Source organism: Pseudomonas sp. MWU15-20650 (genome assembly GCF_023242475.1).
GTDB lineage: Bacteria > Pseudomonadota > Gammaproteobacteria > Pseudomonadales > Pseudomonadaceae > Aquipseudomonas.
Window position 1 is genome coordinate 184,873 of sequence record NZ_JALJFG010000001.1, and the last position, 17,590, is coordinate 202,462.

At 62.1% G+C, this 17,590-nt stretch carries 16 protein-coding genes; 9 read left to right on the top strand and 7 right to left on the bottom strand.

Features of this window, described 5'->3' with window-relative positions:
• Position 1: 1 nt before the first annotated feature.
• Genes M5B43_RS00830 through M5B43_RS00850 form a run of 5 tightly spaced genes read right to left on the bottom strand, consistent with a single transcriptional unit; the run spans position 2 to position 4,748 of the window.
• The gene (locus M5B43_RS00830) at positions 2 to 622 is read right to left on the bottom strand and encodes a lysophospholipid acyltransferase family protein (protein ID WP_248748361.1); all 621 of its coding nucleotides are present in this window, start codon (positions 620 to 622) and stop codon (positions 2 to 4) included.
• Positions 623 to 631: 9 nt separating this feature from the next.
• Positions 632 to 1,075 (bottom strand): hypothetical protein, encoded by a 444-nt coding sequence (locus tag M5B43_RS00835; protein ID WP_248748362.1) that lies wholly within the window; start codon positions 1,073 to 1,075, stop codon positions 632 to 634.
• Positions 1,065 to 2,363 (bottom strand): phosphatase PAP2/dual specificity phosphatase family protein, encoded by a 1,299-nt coding sequence (locus M5B43_RS00840; protein ID WP_248748363.1) that lies wholly within the window; start codon positions 2,361 to 2,363, stop codon positions 1,065 to 1,067. Before M5B43_RS00840 ends, M5B43_RS00835 begins: the two co-directional genes overlap by 11 nt.
• 2 nt (positions 2,364 to 2,365) lie before the next feature.
• Positions 2,366 to 4,114: a bifunctional alpha/beta hydrolase/class I SAM-dependent methyltransferase gene (locus tag M5B43_RS00845; protein ID WP_248748364.1), complete on the bottom strand. Its 1,749-nt coding sequence runs from the start codon at positions 4,112 to 4,114 to the stop codon at positions 2,366 to 2,368.
• Positions 4,115 to 4,124: 10 nt separating this feature from the next.
• Positions 4,125 to 4,748, bottom strand: a complete 624-nt coding sequence (locus M5B43_RS00850) for a CDP-alcohol phosphatidyltransferase family protein (RefSeq protein ID WP_248748365.1) — start codon at positions 4,746 to 4,748, stop codon at positions 4,125 to 4,127.
• Positions 4,749 to 4,933: 185 nt separating this feature from the next.
• Between M5B43_RS00850 and M5B43_RS00855 the strand changes: the two genes are divergently transcribed.
• From M5B43_RS00855 to cfaB, 8 genes are all read left to right on the top strand, one after another.
• Positions 4,934 to 6,859, top strand: coding sequence for a protease modulator HflK (locus tag M5B43_RS00855; protein WP_248748366.1), 1,926 nt, complete (start codon positions 4,934 to 4,936; stop codon positions 6,857 to 6,859).
• A 9-nt stretch (positions 6,860 to 6,868) separates the two neighbouring features.
• Positions 6,869 to 7,867 (top strand): protease modulator HflC, encoded by a 999-nt coding sequence (locus M5B43_RS00860; RefSeq protein ID WP_248748530.1) that lies wholly within the window; start codon positions 6,869 to 6,871, stop codon positions 7,865 to 7,867.
• Positions 7,864 to 8,898, top strand: a complete 1,035-nt coding sequence (locus tag M5B43_RS00865; RefSeq protein WP_248748367.1) for a protease modulator HflK — start codon at positions 7,864 to 7,866, stop codon at positions 8,896 to 8,898. The genes M5B43_RS00860 and M5B43_RS00865 overlap by 4 nt, the downstream gene beginning before the upstream one ends.
• Positions 8,895 to 10,781 carry a cation-translocating P-type ATPase gene (locus tag M5B43_RS00870; RefSeq protein ID WP_248748368.1) on the top strand — a complete coding sequence of 629 codons (1,887 nt, stop codon included), beginning with the start codon at positions 8,895 to 8,897 and terminating at the stop codon, positions 10,779 to 10,781. Before M5B43_RS00865 ends, M5B43_RS00870 begins: the two co-directional genes overlap by 4 nt.
• A gap of 117 nt (positions 10,782 to 10,898) precedes the next feature.
• Positions 10,899 to 11,150 carry a hypothetical protein gene (locus tag M5B43_RS00875; protein WP_248748369.1) on the top strand — a complete coding sequence of 84 codons (252 nt, stop codon included), beginning with the start codon at positions 10,899 to 10,901 and terminating at the stop codon, positions 11,148 to 11,150.
• A gap of 63 nt (positions 11,151 to 11,213) precedes the next feature.
• Positions 11,214 to 12,059 (top strand): DUF692 domain-containing protein, encoded by an 846-nt coding sequence (locus M5B43_RS00880; RefSeq protein ID WP_248748370.1) that lies wholly within the window; start codon positions 11,214 to 11,216, stop codon positions 12,057 to 12,059.
• The gene (locus M5B43_RS00885; RefSeq protein ID WP_248748371.1) at positions 12,050 to 12,838 is read left to right on the top strand and encodes a DNA-binding domain-containing protein; all 789 of its coding nucleotides are present in this window, start codon (positions 12,050 to 12,052) and stop codon (positions 12,836 to 12,838) included. The genes M5B43_RS00880 and M5B43_RS00885 overlap by 10 nt, the downstream gene beginning before the upstream one ends.
• Before the next feature lie 86 nt (positions 12,839 to 12,924).
• A complete protein-coding gene (cfaB, locus tag M5B43_RS00890) occupies positions 12,925 to 14,109 on the top strand; it encodes a C17 cyclopropane fatty acid synthase CfaB (protein ID WP_248748372.1) in 1,185 nt (394 codons plus the stop codon).
• Positions 14,110 to 14,162: 53 nt separating this feature from the next.
• Here the strand turns inward: cfaB and cls are convergent, their stop codons facing one another.
• The gene (cls, locus tag M5B43_RS00895; protein WP_248748373.1) at positions 14,163 to 15,602 is read right to left on the bottom strand and encodes a cardiolipin synthase; all 1,440 of its coding nucleotides are present in this window, start codon (positions 15,600 to 15,602) and stop codon (positions 14,163 to 14,165) included.
• A 130-nt stretch (positions 15,603 to 15,732) separates the two neighbouring features.
• Between cls and M5B43_RS00900 the strand changes: the two genes are divergently transcribed.
• Positions 15,733 to 16,254 (top strand): DUF3617 domain-containing protein, encoded by a 522-nt coding sequence (locus M5B43_RS00900; protein WP_248748374.1) that lies wholly within the window; start codon positions 15,733 to 15,735, stop codon positions 16,252 to 16,254.
• Here M5B43_RS00900 and M5B43_RS00905 read toward each other — a convergent pair.
• Positions 16,251 to 17,588 carry a dihydroorotase gene (locus M5B43_RS00905; RefSeq protein WP_248748375.1) on the bottom strand — a complete coding sequence of 446 codons (1,338 nt, stop codon included), beginning with the start codon at positions 17,586 to 17,588 and terminating at the stop codon, positions 16,251 to 16,253. The two genes, M5B43_RS00900 and M5B43_RS00905, sit on opposite strands and share 4 nt — an antisense overlap.
• Between the last annotated feature and the right edge of the window lie 2 nt (positions 17,589 to 17,590).

Sequence of the window (17,590 nt, forward strand, 5' to 3'; positions counted from 1 at the left end):
CTCAGGAGTGCTCCGGGGCGAGGGCGAGCAGGGCGTCGCGAGTGCGGGCCAGGAACATGGCTTTTTCTTCGCCTTCTTCCAATTGCAGTGGCGCGCCAAAGCTGGTGGTGCACAGCAAGGGCAGTGGCAGAACGCGGCCCTTGGGCATGACTCGGTTGAGGTTGGCTATCCACACGGGGATCAATTCGGCCTGTGGGTAACTTTTTGCCAGGTGGTAGAGGCCGCTTTTGAAGGGCAGCAAGCCGTCCTCCAGATTGCGTGTGCCTTCGGGGAAGATGATCAGCGAATCGCCGCCTTCCAGCGCGGCGAGCATGGGCTGCAAAGGGTTATCCACAGGGTCTTTGCGCTCGCGGTCGATGAGTACGCCGTTGAAGACGCGGTTAATGATGTAGCGGCGTAGTGCGCTTTTATTCCAGTAATCGCTGCCAGCCACCGGGCGCGTGAATTTGCGCAGGTTTTGCGGCAACGATGCCCACAGCAACACAAAGTCACCGTGGCTGCTGTGGTTGGCAAAGTAGATGCGTTGCACCGGCACGGGGGCGCAACCCAGCCATAGGCTGCGAGCGCCGGTGACGGTACGGGCCATGGAGGTAATCAGCGTAGCGACCACGGGTTCGAACATGGGAATTCCTTATCCGGCGAAAGGTAACCAAGGGCTGGCGAGAATCACCGCCACGGTCAGCAGCGCTTGTGCGCCCAGCAGCCACGCTTGCTTGCGCAGCAGTTTGAGGGCGCCGCGACGTCGTTCGGTCCAGGGCCGCCCGACACGCTTGGCCGACTGCAGGCCAAGGGTCAGCAGGGCCTGGTCGAGGTCCGGTGTGCGCTCGGTATCGCGCGCCAGCAGGGCGAACAGGTCCGCATCGAACGCCACGCGCAGTGCCCAGTATTTTTGCAGCAGGCCCAGCACAATCATCCACAGGGCGAGCAGCAGGCAGATCGTCGAGACACTTGCCATCAGCACTTGGGCAAGGCCAAACAGCACACCGAGGAGTGTCAGGCCTGTGGATAACTGGTCCAGCGAGCGGCCACGGCGTAGCAGGCTGGCGACCACCTGGAGTTCCATATCAGCGGGCATGGGCTAAACCCTCCAAAGCTTCACGGTGTGCGGGGTGCAGGACCACATGGGCCCTTGCTCTACGAATAATAGCCAGCGCCTCCTCAACGCTTGCGGCGCGCCCGGTATGTAGCAGCCATGCGGCGACGGCGGTGGCGCTGCGTGAGTAGCCCAGAGCGCAGCACACCAGCAGGGGGCCACTGGTGCGTAGGCGTTCAATGGCGTGTGCTGCGAGCAGGCATTCGGCGGACGTCGGGGCAATCAGGTCCAGCACGGGCACGCATTGGTAGGCCCGGCCCTGTGGATTAATCGGCAGTTCGGCGCAGAGATCGACGATGGCCTTGAAGGAACCTTGCTCGCTCGCTGTGGGAATTCGCCCAAGCCAGACGTTATCCACAATGTGGTCGGGTTGCGGATGCTGACGTGTCCACAGGCGCGAGTTGATCCATGCGCCTGCCAGGTAGGGGGCATGCAGCCAGCGTGCCGCAGGGGTCAGTCGGCCATCGCTGCGTTTCTGAAAGCCCGATGCGCCCAGCACCAAGTAATTGGCCTTGATCAAGCCCAGGGACACGGCCGGCCACAGCAGCCACAACCACCCTGCGCCCAGCACCACGGCCAGGATCGCCAGCATCACAGCCCCCAGGCCATAACGCATGCCTAGCCACCATCGTTTTGTATCCCGGGTAAGCCGCGCATTCAGCAGCGGGCTCGGATGTTCCATCGGCCACAGCCATACGCACAGCCACCCTGCGAGGGCACCTGTGGGTAAGTCAATAAAGTGATGTTGATAAGTGGTCAGCACTGAAATACCGATCAGGGCGAACCAGCCATGCACCACCCAACGCCAGACTCCTTGAGTATGCCGTTGGTACATGACCCACAGGATGACCAGCAGCGCGATATGCAATGAAGGCGCCTGGTTGAACGGTTTATCGAAGCCGGCCAGTACCGCAAACAGCCAGCCAAACACGCCGTCCAGTTCCGGCCGATCAAACGTGAAACGCAGCGGCCAGATCAGGAAGCAACTGACGGCGATAAGCTGGGCCGTGAGCAGGCGCAGCGCGTGCTGTTTCAGCTCATGGCGGTTATTGGGCAGCAGCAGCGAAAACCCGTAAAGCAGATCGATGGACCAATAGGGCACAATGGTCCAGGCCCAGAACGGCATATGGGCTTCCCAGCCGAACACCAGCGTGCCGACGTCGCTGCGCTGGCTGGTGACCCAGGTGGCAAAGCCGTAAGTGCCGAAAAACAGCGGCGCCAACAGCAGCAGCCACAGGACGGCTGGTTTGAATAAGCCGGGTTCGCGCATGTTCAGATCTTCTGCGCCAGGGACACGGTGAAAATGCCCCATTCGTCCACACGCTGGGTGATCTTGCGAAAGCCCGCGGCTTCGACCAACTGGTCCATCTCAGCCTGGCTGCGCCGGCGCATCACCCACGCCTGGCCCTGGCGGTGGCTGGTCAGCGCGCGGGCGATCAATTCCAGCTGCGGGTGCCACGGTTGGCCGGTGTAGACCAGGTAACCGCCCGGCTCCAGCGCTTGGGCCAGGCCGGCCAAGGAGCCGCCGACCATGCCGTTATCGGCAAACAACTCATACAGCCCGGACACCACGGCCAAGGTCGGCTTGGGCGACAGGGCGGCCAAGTCCGCACGATCAAACGCGTCGCCTTTGACGAACTGCGCGATATCCCCCAGGCCTTTTTCGCGAATCAATGCGCCACCGTCGCGCACGTTGATGTCGCTGTAGTCGCGCAGCAGGATCGATTCCGGCAGCGGCGACACGCCCTGCAAGGCTTCGAGAATGTAACGGCCGTGGCCTGCGGCAATGTCCACGATGCGCACTGGGCGGTCATCAGCACGCAGCTTGGCCATGGCCAGTCGCAGCAGCTCCTCGACGTTCAGCTTGCGCTGGCGAATGCCGCGCCAGCCGATGGAGTTGAGGTAGTTGGTGTCGATCATCCGCCCCAAGCCGCCCTTGCCGGTGGGCGTGTTGCGGTACACGTAGTCCAGGGTACTGCCGGAGTCGAAGCCGGTGTCGAAGCCCAGTTTCACCCCGTCCGACAGGTTCTTGCCCAAGCCCATGCTGGCGCGGGTCATGCGCCAGTACAGGTCGCGCAAGGAGTTGCGCGGCAGCGGTGCGGCGAGGGATTCGGACTCGGCGCAGGTGGCGCCCAGTTTGTCGGCGTCGAGCAAGGAGGCGCGGTCCAGCGGCTGTTCAAAGTTCTGCAGGATAAAGCGCTTGGCGCTGCTCACGGCGACGGCGCGGTCCCGTTCACCGAGGGTGTCGTGGAAAAAGCCAGGCAGGATGTGCAGTTCTTTTTTCAGGCTGCCCAGGCGGTCGAAGAACTGCTGCTGGGGTTTACGGTGCACCACAAAGTCGGAGCCGGAGATCAACAGTTGGGTCGGCACCTGGATCGCTTGGGCGTCGGCCACAACCCGGTCGGCGGCTTCGTACAGACCCAGCAACACGTTGACCGAAATGGCCTTGGTGATCAGGGGATCGTTGTCGTAGGAGGCCACGCGTTCCGGGTCATGGCTGAGGAACTTGGCCTTGACGTAGCTGTTGACGAAAAAGTTGCCGCGAAACTTACGCATCAATGCCAGGCCAGAACGGGCGAAGGGCACGTACAGCTTGACCTTGAAGGCGGGCGAAGCGACTACCAGGGCGCGGATCTTCGGAGCGTAATCGTGGACCCAGGTCGTCGCAATCACCGCACCGACGCTTTGGGCGATGACGGCGAGGTTTTCCTCTTCTATGCCATAGGTGGCGCCAATGTGGTCGCAGAAGGTCTGCACATCACGGGCGCTGGTGGCGAAGCTGGGGCTGTCGCCGCGCTCGCCGGGGGATTGCCCGTGGCCACGGGCATCCCAGGCGAAAAAATCAAACCCAGGCAAGCCCAGTTCATCCACCAGATGGGCGATACGTCCTGAGTGCTCATGGCCGCGATGGAACAATAGGATTGCCTTGCGCGGCCCCGCACCTGGCGTGGCCGGCCAGTGGCGGTAGAAAAGCTCGACGCCATCATGGGTACTGAAGGTGTGCTCTTGCTGTTCACGCATCGCAAAATCCTTATGCAGAAGGGGGGACTTGTTGTTGTTCTTTGAGGCCCTGGCGCACCCGGTTGACCAAGGTATAGGCGAGCAGGGCGGCAACCAGCCACATCACCGCGTCGACCCCACCGGCCCCGAGCCAGCCCAGCGCAACGCCGGTGGCCAGCACGCCGAGTACGAACGCTCGATCACTCTTGCCCATCGGCCCGTCATAGCGGCGCGATGCGCCAACCATCGGCCCCAGCACGCCGGCGTATTCGCTGAACACTGCGAGTAACGCCACCAGCAGCACCGGGGCCAGGCTGACCTCGGGGATCAGGGCGAAGGGCAGGATCAGTGCGCTGTCGGCGATGACATCGCACAGTTCATTGAGGTAGGCGCCCAGGCGCGATTGCTGGCCGAATTCCCGGGCGAGCATGCCGTCGATGGCGTTGAGGGCCATGCGCACGATCATCCACAGCGGGATCAGCACAAACAGCCAGAGATGTTGGGCAAAGCCGGCGATCAACGCGCCGATCAGCAGGGAAACGACGCCAGCCAGCACGGTGATCTGGTTGGCTGTGGTGCCGTTGTCGTAGAGGCGCTGCACGAGAGGGCGCAGCAAGTTTTGAAAACGCGGCTTGAGCTGATAGATCGAAATCATTGGGGTGACGCTTCCTTGTCCGTGAACCCGCGAAATACTGTTTTGGAGTGTGACGATTAATCGTGGTCTGCACCAGTGATGGCTCATGTTTATGGGGGTTTAGTCACGATTGGCTGCTAAGCGAACAAAAATTTCACGCCATGTGTTATATCGTAACCAATTGTGTGCCAGTGGGCGTGAAGTGGATGCAAGTGGATTTGGAAGCCGATGGCGCGTCGGTTGAAGGACTGGCGCGCTTTCAGCAAGGGCTGTTCCATGCCCGCCGATTGAGGCAAGCCGGTGTCAGCCTGACCGCTCTGGCTGTCACCGGTTGGGTGCTGGCACTGTTTGTCGCGTTGTTTACGCCGTTGTCGATTTGGCCGGTGGTGTTGATCAACTGTGCGTCGGCGTTGCTGGTGTTGGTGGCCGGTTTGCAGTCGGCGTGGTGGGTGGCCGATTGGCGCGCCCAGGCGTTGGAAGTGCCTGCGGCTGAAGTGATCGAACTGCCTGTTGAAGACACGGGCCGGTACTCGCGTTTGATCGGGCGTTGGAGCAGCGACGTGCTGGCCCAGATCGGCGCGCCGGTGTTGTGGCTGTGCGGTTGGTCGTTGTTGGCGCTGGTGAGCGTCATCGAGTTCTGGAACCTTGCATTGCCCGCTGCGGCCGTGGGCCAATCTGCAAGCATCGGCGCGGCGCTGGCGTTGGCGCTGGCTTTCGGTCTACTGGTGTTCGAGCGCCGCCTGGCCCAGGAAACCGCCGCCCAATGGCCGGAAGCCTCACAGCTGGCGCAGTTGAGCCGCGTGGCGATCATCTGCCTGGTGATCAGTGCGATTTGCCTGCTTTTTGCCGGTGCGCAATCGGTCTGGCCGCTGCGCCTGGCGACACTGATCGGCGTGTTGCCGGCGCTGGTGGCGTTGGAGTTTCTGCTAAGAGGCGTGCTGTCGCTGTTCAGCCCGCGCCAGCCACGCCTCGAACCGCGCTTGATGGCGCAGAGTTTTATCGCCGGCCTGCTGCGTTGGCCACCCCAACCCTTGCTGGCGTTGCAGCATGAATTGCACAACCGCTTTGGGATCGACCTGCGCCAGATCTGGGCGTTTACCTACATGCGCCGTGCTTTCCTGCCGGTGCTGCTGGTGGTGCTGGCGGTCGGCTGGTCATTGACTGGTGTGCATGAAGTGCCCCTGCAAGGCCGTGGGATTTATGAACGTTTTGGCAAACCGGTCGAGGTGTTCGGCCCGGGCCTGCATGCTGGGTTGCCATGGCCTCTGGGCCGTGTACTTAGCGTGGAAAACGGTGTGGTTCACGAGCTGGCCACCAGTGTGAGCGAGGCCGCCGTACCCGAGCTGGCGCCTGCCGAAGGTCCGGCGCCACTGATCGCCAACCGCCTGTGGGACGCCAGCCATGTGAATGACAAATCCCAGGTCATCGCCAGCAGCAGCGCAGACAAACAGAGCTTCCAGATCGTCAATATGGACGTGCGCTTTGTCTATCGCATCGGCCTCAACGATCACGCCGCGCTCGCCGCGACGTATAACAGCGCCGATATCCCGACCCTGATTCGCAGTACCGCCAGCCGTATCCTGGTCCACGATTTTGCTTCGCGAACCCTCGACGAATTGTTGGGTGAACAACGCACCCGGCTGGCCGACGAGATCGGACGCGCCGTCCAAGCGGATTTGCAGGCACTCGACAGCGGTGTGGAGATCCTCGCTACGGTTGTCGAAGCGATCCACCCACCGGCCGGCGCCGCCAATGCCTACCACGGTGTGCAAGCGGCGCAGATCGGCGCCCAAGCGCTGATCTCCCGTGAGCGCGGCGCGGCCAGCGAGCAGACCAACCAAGCGCTGCTGCAAGCCAGCACGGCCCGCGACCAGGCCCAGGCCACCGCCCGCGAAGTGAATGCCGGTGCCCAAGCGGCGAACCTGCGGTTCACCGCCGAACAAAAAGCCTACGCGGCGGCGGGGCAAGCCTTCGTGCTGGAACAGTACCTGGGCCAACTCAGCCAGGGCCTGGCCCGCGCCAAATTGCTGATTCTGGATCATCGCCTGGGGGCCGACAGTGCACCGACGATCGATCTGCGTTCTTTTACTTTGCCGGCCGACCCCACGGCGCCGCGTAAAGCCGTTCAATAAGGAGTCTGTCTGTTGAGCGCTCATTCTCACGATCACGGTCATCATCACCATCATCATGGCCACCACCATCACCATCACGGCGATGAGCCGGCGGGCGGGCCTTTTCCTTGGCGTCGGATGGCGTGGGCGGTGTTGCTGGTGGGGTTTGCGGTTGCTGCGGCGAGCCTGGTGCAGGTGCGCTCCGGCGAGGCCACGGTGATTACCCGCTTCGGCAACCCGTCGCGGGTGTTGCTGGCGCCTGGCCTGGGCTGGCGCTGGCCGGCCCCGTTCGAAGCAGCGATCCCTGTGGACCTGCGCCTGCGTACCACGTCCAGCGGCTTGCAGGATGTGGGCACGCGCGATGGCCTGCGGATCATCGTGCAAGCCTATGTGGCGTGGCAGGTGCAGGGCGATGCCGACAATGTGCAGCGCTTCATGCGCGCGGTGCAGAACCAGCCGGATGAAGCGGCGCGGCAGATTCGCACCTTTGTCGGTTCGGCGCTGGAAACCACGGCGGCCAGCTTTGACTTGTCCAGCTTGATCAACACCGACGCCAGCCAAGTACGTATCGCCGACTTCGAAGCCCAGTTGCGCCAGCAAATCGACCAACAATTGCTCACCACCTATGGCGTGCGCGTGGCGCAGGTGGGGATCGAGCGGCTGACGTTGCCGTCGGTGACGCTCACCGCCACGGTCGACCGCATGCGGGCCGAGCGTGAAACCATCGCCACCGAACGTACGGCGGTAGGCAAGCGTGAGGCGGCGCAGATCCGCTCCGCCGCCGAGCGCGATGCGCGGATCGTGCAGGCGGATGCCACGGTAAAAGCCGCTGACATCGAGGCGCAATCGCGGGTCGAAGCCGCACAGATTTATGGCCGCGCCTATGCCGGTAATCCGCAGCTGTATAACTTGCTGCGCTCGCTGGATACCTTGGGCACGGTGGTCACACCAGGCACCAAGATCATCCTGCGCACTGACGCTGCGCCTTTCCGTGCATTGGTGGACGGGCCGAAGGACGTCCAGCCATGAGTGAGCGTGACAGCCCGGACAGCCCCTGGATCCAGGCCGGGCGCCTGACCTTCCTGGCGCTGTACGCAGTCACGGTGTTGGCGGCGTTGGCCTGGGCCTTTTCCAATGTGCGCCAGATCGACCCACAGAACCGCGCTGTGGTGCTGCACTTCGGTGCCCTCGACCGCATTCAGAACGCCGGGTTGCTGCTGGCGTGGCCGCAGCCGTTCGAGCAAGTGGTCCTGTTGCCGGCGGCGGACCGCGTGATTGAGCGGCGGGTGGAGAACCTGCTGCGTTCCGATGCGGCCGTGCAGGCTGACCGCGTGGCCAGTTTCGCCACGCCGTTGAGCGACGCCTTGGCCGGTTCCGGCTACCTGCTGACTGGCGATGCCGGCGTGGTGCAGTTGGATGTGCGGGTGTTTTACAAGGTGACTGAGCCCTACGCCTTTGTGTTGCAGGGCGAACACGTGCTGCCGGCTTTGGATCGGTTGGTGACGCGCAGTGCTGTCGCACTGACCGCAGCGCGCGACCTGGACACCATTCTAGTGGCGCGTCCTGAGCTGATCGGCACCGACAATGGTGCTGCTGAACGCCGCGAGCGGCTACGTGGTGACCTGGTGCAAGGCATCAATCAGCGCCTGGCGCAGTTGGCCTCCACCGGTTTGGGGCTGGGCATCGAAGTCACCCGCGTCGATGTGCAATCGAGCCTGCCGAGCCCGGCGGTGAACGCGTTCAATGCCGTGCTGACGGCGAGCCAGCAAGCTGATAAAGCCGTGGCCAATGCGCGCACCGAAGCGGAAAAGCTCACCCAGACGGCTAACCAAGCGGCCGACCGCCTGGTACAAGTCGCCCACGCCCAAGCCAGCGAACGCTTGGCCAATGCCCAGGCGCAAACCGCCACCGTCGCCAGCCTGGCCCAGGTCAAAGACCCTGGCTTGTTGCTGCGCCTGTACCGCGAACGCTTGCCGAAGATTCTCGGCCAGGCCGGTTCCGTGACCACCGTCGACCCTAAAGACGACTCCCGTTTGATCATCCAGGGAGCCGAACAATGAGCGCACCTATGTTGACCTCGGCCGAACAGCGCAGCGCTGCCCGGCAATTGACCCTGGCCATGCTCGCCCTAGGGCTGCTTGTGCTGGGCCTGGTATGGCGTTGGCTGGCACCGGAGCAGACCGGCGTCAGCCAGTTGCTGCTGGGCGTGGCTTCATTGTTGGTGGCTGTGCCGGTGATGCGCTCTGCCTGGTACAGCCTACGGTTCCCCAGCCTGCACGGCATCACTGACCAATTGATCGCCTTGGCCATGCTCGGCGCTTGGGCCACTGGCGATCTGCTGACCGCGGCCTTGCTGCCGATCATCATGATCTTCGGCCACGTGCTGGAAGAGCGCAGCGTGATCGGCTCCCAAGAGGCGATCCATGCGCTGGGCAAGCTGACCCGCAGCCATGCGCGGTTGGTGCAGGCTGATGGCAGCATTGTTGAGGTGGATAACGGCACGCTGAATCCCGGTGATATCGTCGAGGTGCGTGCCGGCGACCGGGTGCCGGCCGATGGTGTGGTGCTGTCCGGCCAGGCGAGCCTGGACACGGCGCCGATCACCGGTGAGTCGGTGCCCTTGGAAGCCAGCGCCGGCGTGCAGGTGTTTGGCGGGGCGATCAACCTTGATGGCTTGCTGCGCCTTGAAGTCACGCGCACCGGTCATGAGTCGACCCTGGGCAAAGTCATCGCGCTGATGCAGAACGCCGAGCGCTCCAAGCCACCGATCACGCGGCTGCTGGAACGTTATGCCGGCAGCTATATGGTGCTGGTGCTGTTGTTGGCCGCCGTGACCTGGTTTGTCACCAATGACGCCCAGGCGATGCTCGCCGTGCTGGTTGCAGCGTGCCCATGTGCCTTGGTGCTGTCGGCGCCGGCCACGGCGATTGCCGGGATTGCCGTGGCCGCGCGCCATGGGATTCTGATTCGCAGCTCGGCGTTTCTCGAAGAATTGGCCGACCTGACCTCGCTGGTGGTCGACAAGACCGGCACCCTGACCTTTGGCACCCTGCGTTTGCAGTCTATCGAGACGACCGCGCCGGATCGCCAGAGGTTGCTGAACCTGGCGGCCAGCCTTGGCTCGGCAAGCAGTCACCCGGTCAGCCGGGCGTTGGCGGGGCTGGCGACGCAGGAGCAACTGTGGGGGCTGGCGGACATTCGCGAACGTCAGGGCCTTGGGGTGGTGGCGCAGACTGAGCAGGGCGAGGCGGCGCTGGGGCGGCCGGAGTTGTTCGAACAATTGGGTATCGTGACCACTCAGGTCCCCGACCATGATGGTCCGATTGCCGGGCTGGCGTTGAACGGGCAGTTTCTCGCCTGGTTGCTGTTGGCCGACAGCGTCAAGCCAGAGGCGCGACAGGCGCTGCAGGAACTGCGTGATCTGGGCCTGGGCCGTCAACTGCTGCTGACCGGCGACCGCCAAAGCGTGGCCGACAGCCTGGCGCTGGACGTGGGTATCAGCGATGTCGAAGCCCAGGCGCTGCCGGAAGACAAGCTCAACCGCGTGTTGGGGGAAATCAGTAGCGGCTTCCGGCCGATGGTGGTGGGGGACGGTATCAACGATTCCCTGGCGCTCAAGGCGGGTGTGGTTGGCGTGGCTATGGGAGCCGGCGGTGCGGACATTGCCCTGGCGTCGGCGGATGTCGTACTGATCGGCAGTGACCTGCGCCGTCTCGGCACCTGTGTGCGCCTGAGTCGCCAGTGCCGGCAGACGTTGCAGGTCAACGTGGTGATCGGCTTGGGCTGGACGCTGGCCATCGTGGTGTTCGCGGCGTTTGGCTGGCTGGGGGCGGCCGGCGCGATGATTGCGGCGGTGCTGCATAACCTGAGTACCTTGCTGGTACTGGGGAACGCGGGGCGTTTGCTGCGTTTCCAGGAGCCGCTGTTGAAGCTTGAGGAATAATTTTCAGAAAAGTTTTCAGTCGGCTGTAACGCCGATGAGGGGCCTCACTCTAGTGGTATGTCGAGACTGAGCAATCCGTTCAGACCGGCTCCACTACCGATCTATGAGGACTACACAATGAACATCAAACAAGCCGTTTCCGGTGCTGCCCTGGCGATTGCTGCCGCTTCCATGTTTGCCGGTGTCGCCACCCAGGTGCAGGCCGCCGACGCTCCGGTTCATTGCTACGGTGTCACCTCCTGCAAAGGCATGAACGATTGCAAGACCGCTGAAAACGCCTGCAAAGGCCAGGCTGTTTGCAAAGGCCACGGCTTCAAGGCCATGAGCAAGGCCGATTGCGACAAGGCTGGCGGCAAAGTCGGCGAGTAAGCGACAACCGAGTGCAACCGCAGCGGTCCCCCACCGCTGCGGACACTTTTGCGGGAGTTCATGATGACCAGTTCCTTCCCCTCCCTGGGTTACGGCCTGGGTTTACGCAACGAGTACTATGAGCAGATCCTTGAGCAATCCCCTGCGGTGGATTGGTTCGAAGTGATCTCCGAGAATTATCTGGTGCAGGGTGGTAAAGCCTTGTACTACCTGGATGCGATCGCCGAGCGTTATCCCCTGGTGATGCATGGCGTGTCCCTGTCCATTGGCGGGCCCCATGCCCTGGACAGTGACTACCTTAAGCAAATCAAAGCGTTGGCCGAGCGTATCGAGCCGGCATGGATCTCCGATCACCTGTGCTGGAGCCGTGGCAGCGCGCATCAGTTGCATGACCTGCTGCCTCTGCCTTACACCGAAGAAAGCCTCTACCACGTGGCTGGCCGTGTGCGTCAGGTGCAGGAGGCCTTGCAGCGCCCGCTGGTGCTGGAAAACGTCTCCAGTTATGTGCGCTCCAAGGCGGATGAGTTCACCGAGTGGGAGTTTCTTAACGCGCTGACCCACCTCACCGGGTGCCAGTTGCTGCTGGACGTAAACAATGTCTACGTCAGTTCGCGCAACCATGGCTTTGATGCCTGGACGTTTATTCGCAACCTCCCGCCCGAGAGCATTCGCCAACTGCACTTGGCCGGGCATATGGACTACGGCGACTATGTGGTCGATACCCATGACCATCCGGTGTGCGATCCGGTGTGGGCGCTCTATCAACAGACACTTGAGCATTTGGGCCCCGTGTCGACGCTGCTGGAGCGCGATGACCATTTCCCTCCGTTCGAAGCGTTGCTCACCGAGTTGAACAAGGCCCGTGAGTTGGGCGCCAGCGCCTTGGCCAGGAGATCGCTATGCGCCTGACCGATTGGCAGTTGGCCTTTGAACAGCATTTATTATCTGAAAGCCCGGTGGCCAACGCCGGTTTTGCCGCCACCTTGCTGGGTGGGCCAACGCTGGATGTGAGCACCGGTCTGGCGATTTATCACAACGCCTACGTGTCGCGCTTGCAGGAAGTCCTGCGCCACGACTTCGCTGCCATCTGGTACTGGTTGGGCGATGATGAATTTGAGTTGCTGGCCGACGCCTATATTCGTCGTTATCCCTCGGCGCATTACAGTCTGCGCTGGTTGGGGGAGCGCTTTGCGATGTTCATTCTCGAGCATCTGGTGGCTGAACAAAGTGCGCCGTTGGCGGAACTGGCGCGGTTGGAATGGATGTTCACCCTGGCGTTTGATGCGCCCCAGGGGGCGCCGCTGATGCTCAACGACATGGCGCGCCTGCCGGCTGAAGACTGGCCCGCTTTGCAAGTCACCCTGACACCGTCGGTGCAGCAGGTGCTTTGCCGCTTCAACTCGTTAGCGATCTGGCGGGCCAGCAAGGATGAATCGGACTTTCCGGGCAGCCAGGCGTTGGATTCGGCGCACATCTGCCTGGTATGGCGCCACCAGAACGTGTGTCATTACCGCAGCCTGGAATCCGCTGAAGCCGATGCTCTGGTGGGAATGGTCACCACCGGCTGGAGTTTTTCAGAACTGTGTGCCGCGTTGGCAGTCACTTATGGAGAGGGTGCGCCACTGCAAGCGGTGACATGGCTGAAACAATGGGTCCAGGACGGTTTGCTCGAGCGCCGAGCCCTATAGAGGAACGCTATTAATTCGATAGCCTCCTACTTTGTCATCGGATGGTCTACCCTCATTCCAGACGTCTGAAACAAGGGGGACTACTCATGCTCGCGCAACTTCCACCGGCCTTACAGAATCTTCAGCTACCGCTGCGTCTTCGACTCTGGGACGGCCATGAATTCAACTTGGGCCCCGAGCCCAGTGTGACTATCGTGGTGAAGGACCCCACGGTTGTCTCGCAGCTGACTCATCCAACGCTCAACTCGCTGGGCGAAGCCTTCGTCGAGGGAAAACTGGAGCTGGAAGGCTCCATCGCCGAGGTGATCAGGGTATGTGACGAATTGAGTCATGCCTTGGTCGATGACGACGAGGGGAGTCGTCCGGTGCGCTCGATCCACGACAAAGCCACTGACGCAGCGGCCATTTCCTACCATTACGACCTGTCCAACGAGTTCTACCAGCTATGGCTGGACCAGGACATGGCTTACTCCTGCGGCTATTTCGAAACCGGCAGCGAATCCATCGACCAGGCGCAACAAGACAAATTTCGCCACCTGTGCCGCAAGCTGCGGTTGCAGCCGGGCGAGTATTTGCTCGACGTAGGTTGCGGTTGGGGTGGCCTGGCGCGCTTTGCGGCGCGGGAGTTCGGGGTCAAGGTGTTGGGCATCACCCTGAGCAAGGAACAGCTGGCGCTCGCCAAGGAGCGGGTGAAAGCGGAAGGTCTGGAAGACCAGATCGACCTGCAGTTGCTCGACTACCGTGACCTGCCCCAGGACGGCCGTTTCGACAAAGTGGTGAGCGTGGGCATGTTCGAACACGTCGGCCACGCCAACCTGGCGGAGTACTGCAGGGTCTTGGTTGGCGCGGTGCGTGAAGGCGGCCTGGTGATGAACCATGGCATTACCGCCAAGCACACCGATGGTCGGCCGGTCGGCCGTGGCGCAGGGGATTTTATCGAGCGCTACGTTTTCCCCAATGGCGAGCTGCCGCACCTGGCGATGATGACTGCCGAGATCAGTGAAGTCGGGTTGGAAGTGGTGGACGTGGAAAGCCTGCGCCTGCACTACGCGCGCACCCTGGACCATTGGAGCGAGCGGCTGGAAGACAACCTGGACGCGGCGGCGAAGATGGTGCCGGAGCAGGCATTGCGGATCTGGCGGCTATACTTGGCCGGTTGCGCCTATGCGTTTGCCCGCGGGTGGATCAACCTGCACCAGATCCTGGCGGTAAAACCTCACGCCGATGGCAGCCATGAATTGCCGTGGACACGGGAAGATATCTACCGCTGAAGGGCTAAATGTGGGAGGGGGCTTGCCTCCCACAGTGTTTACCGTGTTGTCTGTTAGAGAATCGGTGAAATAAGCCGCGCGACCCGCATGCCCAGTTGTTGAAGGCGGCGAGTCTCGCGGCTTTCTTCCTGGCTGACTTCATGGGCCAGGGCGAAGTCGTCCAGCAGCATGTGTTCCACCTCGCTGGCAAAAGCCTTATCGACGGTCAGCAACATCACTTCGAAATTGAGCCTGAACGAACGGTTGTCCATATTCGCACTGCCGATGGCGCTGATTTCGCTGTCCACCAACACCACTTTCTGATGCAGGAAGCCCGGCTTATAGCGGAACACCCGCACCCCGGCGCGCACCGCTTCGATCGCGTAAAGGCTGGACGCGGCATAGACAATGCGGTGGTCGGGCCGCGATGGTAGCAGCAGGCGTACGTCCACCCCGCGCAGTACCGCCAGGCGCAGGGCGGAAAACACGGCTTCGTCGGGGATGAAATACGGGCTGGTGATCCACACGCGTTCGGTCGCCGCGTGGATGGCCTCGACGAAAAACAGCGAGCAGGTTTCATAAGGATCGGCCGGGCCGCTGGCGAGCAGTTGGCAGAGCACGCCGTGGTCGGGGTAGGCGTCCGGCAGAATCAACGGCGGCAACTCGCGCGCGGCCCAGAACCAGTCTTCGGCGAATGACTCCTGCAGGCATGCCACCACCGGGCCGCTGACCTGTACGTGGGTATCGCGCCACGGCGCCAACGGCGGTTTTTTCCCCAAGTACTCATCGCCGACGTTATGCCCGCCAACAAAACCGGTAATGCCATCCACCACCACGATCTTGCGATGGTTGCGGAAATTGACTTGGAAACGATTGAGCCAGCCACTGCGCGTGGCGAACGCCTTGACCTGCACCCCCGCGTCGCGCAGCGTTTGCACATAGTGATGGGGCAGGGCATGGCTGCCGATGCGGTCGTACAGGACATAAATGGCCACGCCTTGGGCGGCCTTTTCCTTCAACAGAGCATGCAATTGGCGACCCAGTTCATCGTCATGAATGATGAAGAACTGAAACAGCACAGCGGTTTTTGCGTTGCGAATGGCTTCGAAGATCGCGCCGAAGGTGGCATCGCCATTAATCAGCAAGCGTACCTCGTTATTGGCCAGGCATGGCATGCGACCCAACTTGGGCATGGCCCGCAGGGAAGCGTAGGCGCGGGAGTCGCGCGCGGCCAGGGCTTCCTCGACCCACGGGCGCCAGTTCAGCTCGGTGATGGCGGTGTGCATTTCCTGGTTGGCCTGGCGACGGGCCTGGATGTACGCATCAAAGGTGCTACGGCCGAAGATCAGGTAGGGGATCAGCGTCAGGTAGGGCATGAACATCAGTGACAAGGCCCAGGCGATCGAGCCCTGTGCGGTCCTGACGGTCAGCACCGCATGGATCGCGGCGAGGGTCCCGAGAAAGTGCAGCGAGGCGATGAAATAGGCGAGCAAGTGCGGGCCAAAGAAATCCATGAACGACGTAACTCCAGGCAGTCCAATGCGTAACAGACCATGAACGGCTGCGAATGTCGCTATTTTATTTGCCGTGCAACACTGGCAGCTTTGCGGCGTCTAACGCCCACATTTACCCAGGAGTTACCCGATGAATGCTCGTCTGCTTGGTTTGGCCATGGTTGTTGGTTTGTCGTTGCCTGTGGCGGCGCAGGCGCAGATGTTGGCGCCGGGCTTGTGGGAATTGACCACCAGCAATATGAAAGTGGATAACCAGGACCTGCCGGACCTTTCGCTGATTCTGGGTCAGCTCAAGCAACAGATGACCCCTGAACAGCGCGCCATGCTGGAAAAGCAGGGCATCACCATGGCCGGTAAAGGCGTACAGGTATGCCTGACCCCTGCCCAGGTTGCCTCTGACTCGATCCCCCTGACCGACCCGCAATCGGGGTGCAAACAGCAAGTGACCGACAAGACCGGCAACCAATGGACATTCCGTTTCAGCTGCCCTAAAGCCCAAGGTACCGGTGTCGCGACGTTCCAGAGCCAGCAGGAATTCACCACGACCGTTAATGGCACGTTCAACGCCACCGGCATTCAGCAGAAGGGCAGCCTGGACACCCACGCGCAGTGGCTGGGCAACGACTGCGGTACCGTCAAACCCCGCGCTTAACGCTGAAAATGCAGGGGCAAACCCTGGCAACTGTCGACCACCTGGCCGTTGTGCCAGGCCAGGTGGCCGGAGACCAGCGTCGTGCTGACGCTGTGGCGAAAGCTGCGATCAGCGAAGGGCGTCCAGCCGCAGCGAGCGAGAATCGGTTGGCTGCTGACCGGCTTACCTTCGGGTTCGGGTTTGATCAGCACCAGGTCGGCCCAATAGCCTTCACGTAGATAGCCCCGGTCCGGGATGGCAAATAAATCGGCCACCCGGTGACTGGTTTTGGCGACCAGCGTGGTCAGTGGCAGATGCCCGTCGATCACCAACTCCAGCAACGCCGGCAGTGCGTGCTGCACCAGCGGCAACCCGGACGGCGCTTCGCGGTAGTTCAACTGTTTCTGCGCCCAGGTATGCGGTGCATGGTCAGTACCAATCACATCCAGGCGATCACTCAGCAAGGCCAGGCGCAGGGCGTCGCGGTCGGCGCGAGTCTTGATCGCCGGGTTGCATTTGATCTGGTGGCCCAGGCGATGATAGTCGCGGTCGTCGAACAGCAGATGGTGCAGGCAGACTTCGGCGGTGATGCGTTTTTCGGCCAGGGGCTTGTCTTCAAACAGTGCCAGTTCGCGGGCGCTGGTCAGGTGCAATACGTGCAAGCGCGTGCCGTGACGCTTGGCCAGCTCCACGGCAAAAGATGACGAGCGATAACAGGCTTCGGCGTCGCGGATCAGCGGGTGAGCCACGGCGGGGATGCGCTCGCCGAAGCGCTCGCGCAGGCGTTGTTCGTTGGCCAGGATGCTGGGCGTGTGTTCGCAGTGAGCGAGCAGGAGGGTCGGCACTTCGGCAAACAGGCGTTCAAGGATGCGCGGGTCGTCCACCAGCATGTTGCCGGTGGAGGCACCCATGAACACTTTGACCCCGGCCACCTCGCACGGGTCGAGGGCGGCGACGATGTCGAGGTTGTCGTTGCTCACGCCAAAGTGAAAGCCGTAGTTGGCCACCGAATGCAACGCGGCGCGGCGTTTTTTATCGGCCAGGGCTTCCAGGTCCAGGGTTGCTGGTTGGGTGTTGGGCATGTCCATGAAGCTGGTGATCCCACCAGCCACCGCCGCTCGGGACTCACTGTAGAAACTGCCTTTGTCCGGCGCGCCGGGCTCACGAAAATGCACTTGGTCATCGATCATTCCCGGCATTAACCATTGGCCTTCGGCGTCGATTTCCACGGGTTCGTTATCGCTTTCAATGCTGCTGGCAATGTTCTCGATACGGCCATTGGCGACCAGCACATCGGCGTCGAATATCTGGCCTTCATTCACCAGGCGGGCATTGCGAATCAACAGGCGGCTCATGG

Coding starts and splice junctions, on each gene's coding strand:
- M5B43_RS00870 (WP_248748368.1), top strand. CDS start 8,895: ATGAGCGCACCTATGTTGACCTCGGCCGAACAGCGCAGCGCTGCCCGG.
- M5B43_RS00850 (WP_248748365.1), bottom strand. CDS start 4,748: ATGATTTCGATCTATCAGCTCAAGCCGCGTTTTCAAAACTTGCTGCGC.
- cls (WP_248748373.1), bottom strand. CDS start 15,602: ATGGATTTCTTTGGCCCGCACTTGCTCGCCTATTTCATCGCCTCGCTG.
- M5B43_RS00885 (WP_248748371.1), top strand. CDS start 12,050: ATGCGCCTGACCGATTGGCAGTTGGCCTTTGAACAGCATTTATTATCT.
- M5B43_RS00840 (WP_248748363.1), bottom strand. CDS start 2,363: ATGCGCGAACCCGGCTTATTCAAACCAGCCGTCCTGTGGCTGCTGCTG.
- M5B43_RS00830 (WP_248748361.1), bottom strand. CDS start 622: ATGTTCGAACCCGTGGTCGCTACGCTGATTACCTCCATGGCCCGTACC.
- cfaB (WP_248748372.1), top strand. CDS start 12,925: ATGCTCGCGCAACTTCCACCGGCCTTACAGAATCTTCAGCTACCGCTG.
- M5B43_RS00880 (WP_248748370.1), top strand. CDS start 11,214: ATGACCAGTTCCTTCCCCTCCCTGGGTTACGGCCTGGGTTTACGCAAC.
- M5B43_RS00905 (WP_248748375.1), bottom strand. CDS start 17,588: ATGAGCCGCCTGTTGATTCGCAATGCCCGCCTGGTGAATGAAGGCCAG.
- M5B43_RS00835 (WP_248748362.1), bottom strand. CDS start 1,075: ATGCCCGCTGATATGGAACTCCAGGTGGTCGCCAGCCTGCTACGCCGT.
- M5B43_RS00845 (WP_248748364.1), bottom strand. CDS start 4,114: ATGCGTGAACAGCAAGAGCACACCTTCAGTACCCATGATGGCGTCGAG.
- M5B43_RS00865 (WP_248748367.1), top strand. CDS start 7,864: ATGAGTGAGCGTGACAGCCCGGACAGCCCCTGGATCCAGGCCGGGCGC.
- M5B43_RS00900 (WP_248748374.1), top strand. CDS start 15,733: ATGAATGCTCGTCTGCTTGGTTTGGCCATGGTTGTTGGTTTGTCGTTG.
- M5B43_RS00855 (WP_248748366.1), top strand. CDS start 4,934: ATGCAAGTGGATTTGGAAGCCGATGGCGCGTCGGTTGAAGGACTGGCG.
- M5B43_RS00875 (WP_248748369.1), top strand. CDS start 10,899: ATGAACATCAAACAAGCCGTTTCCGGTGCTGCCCTGGCGATTGCTGCC.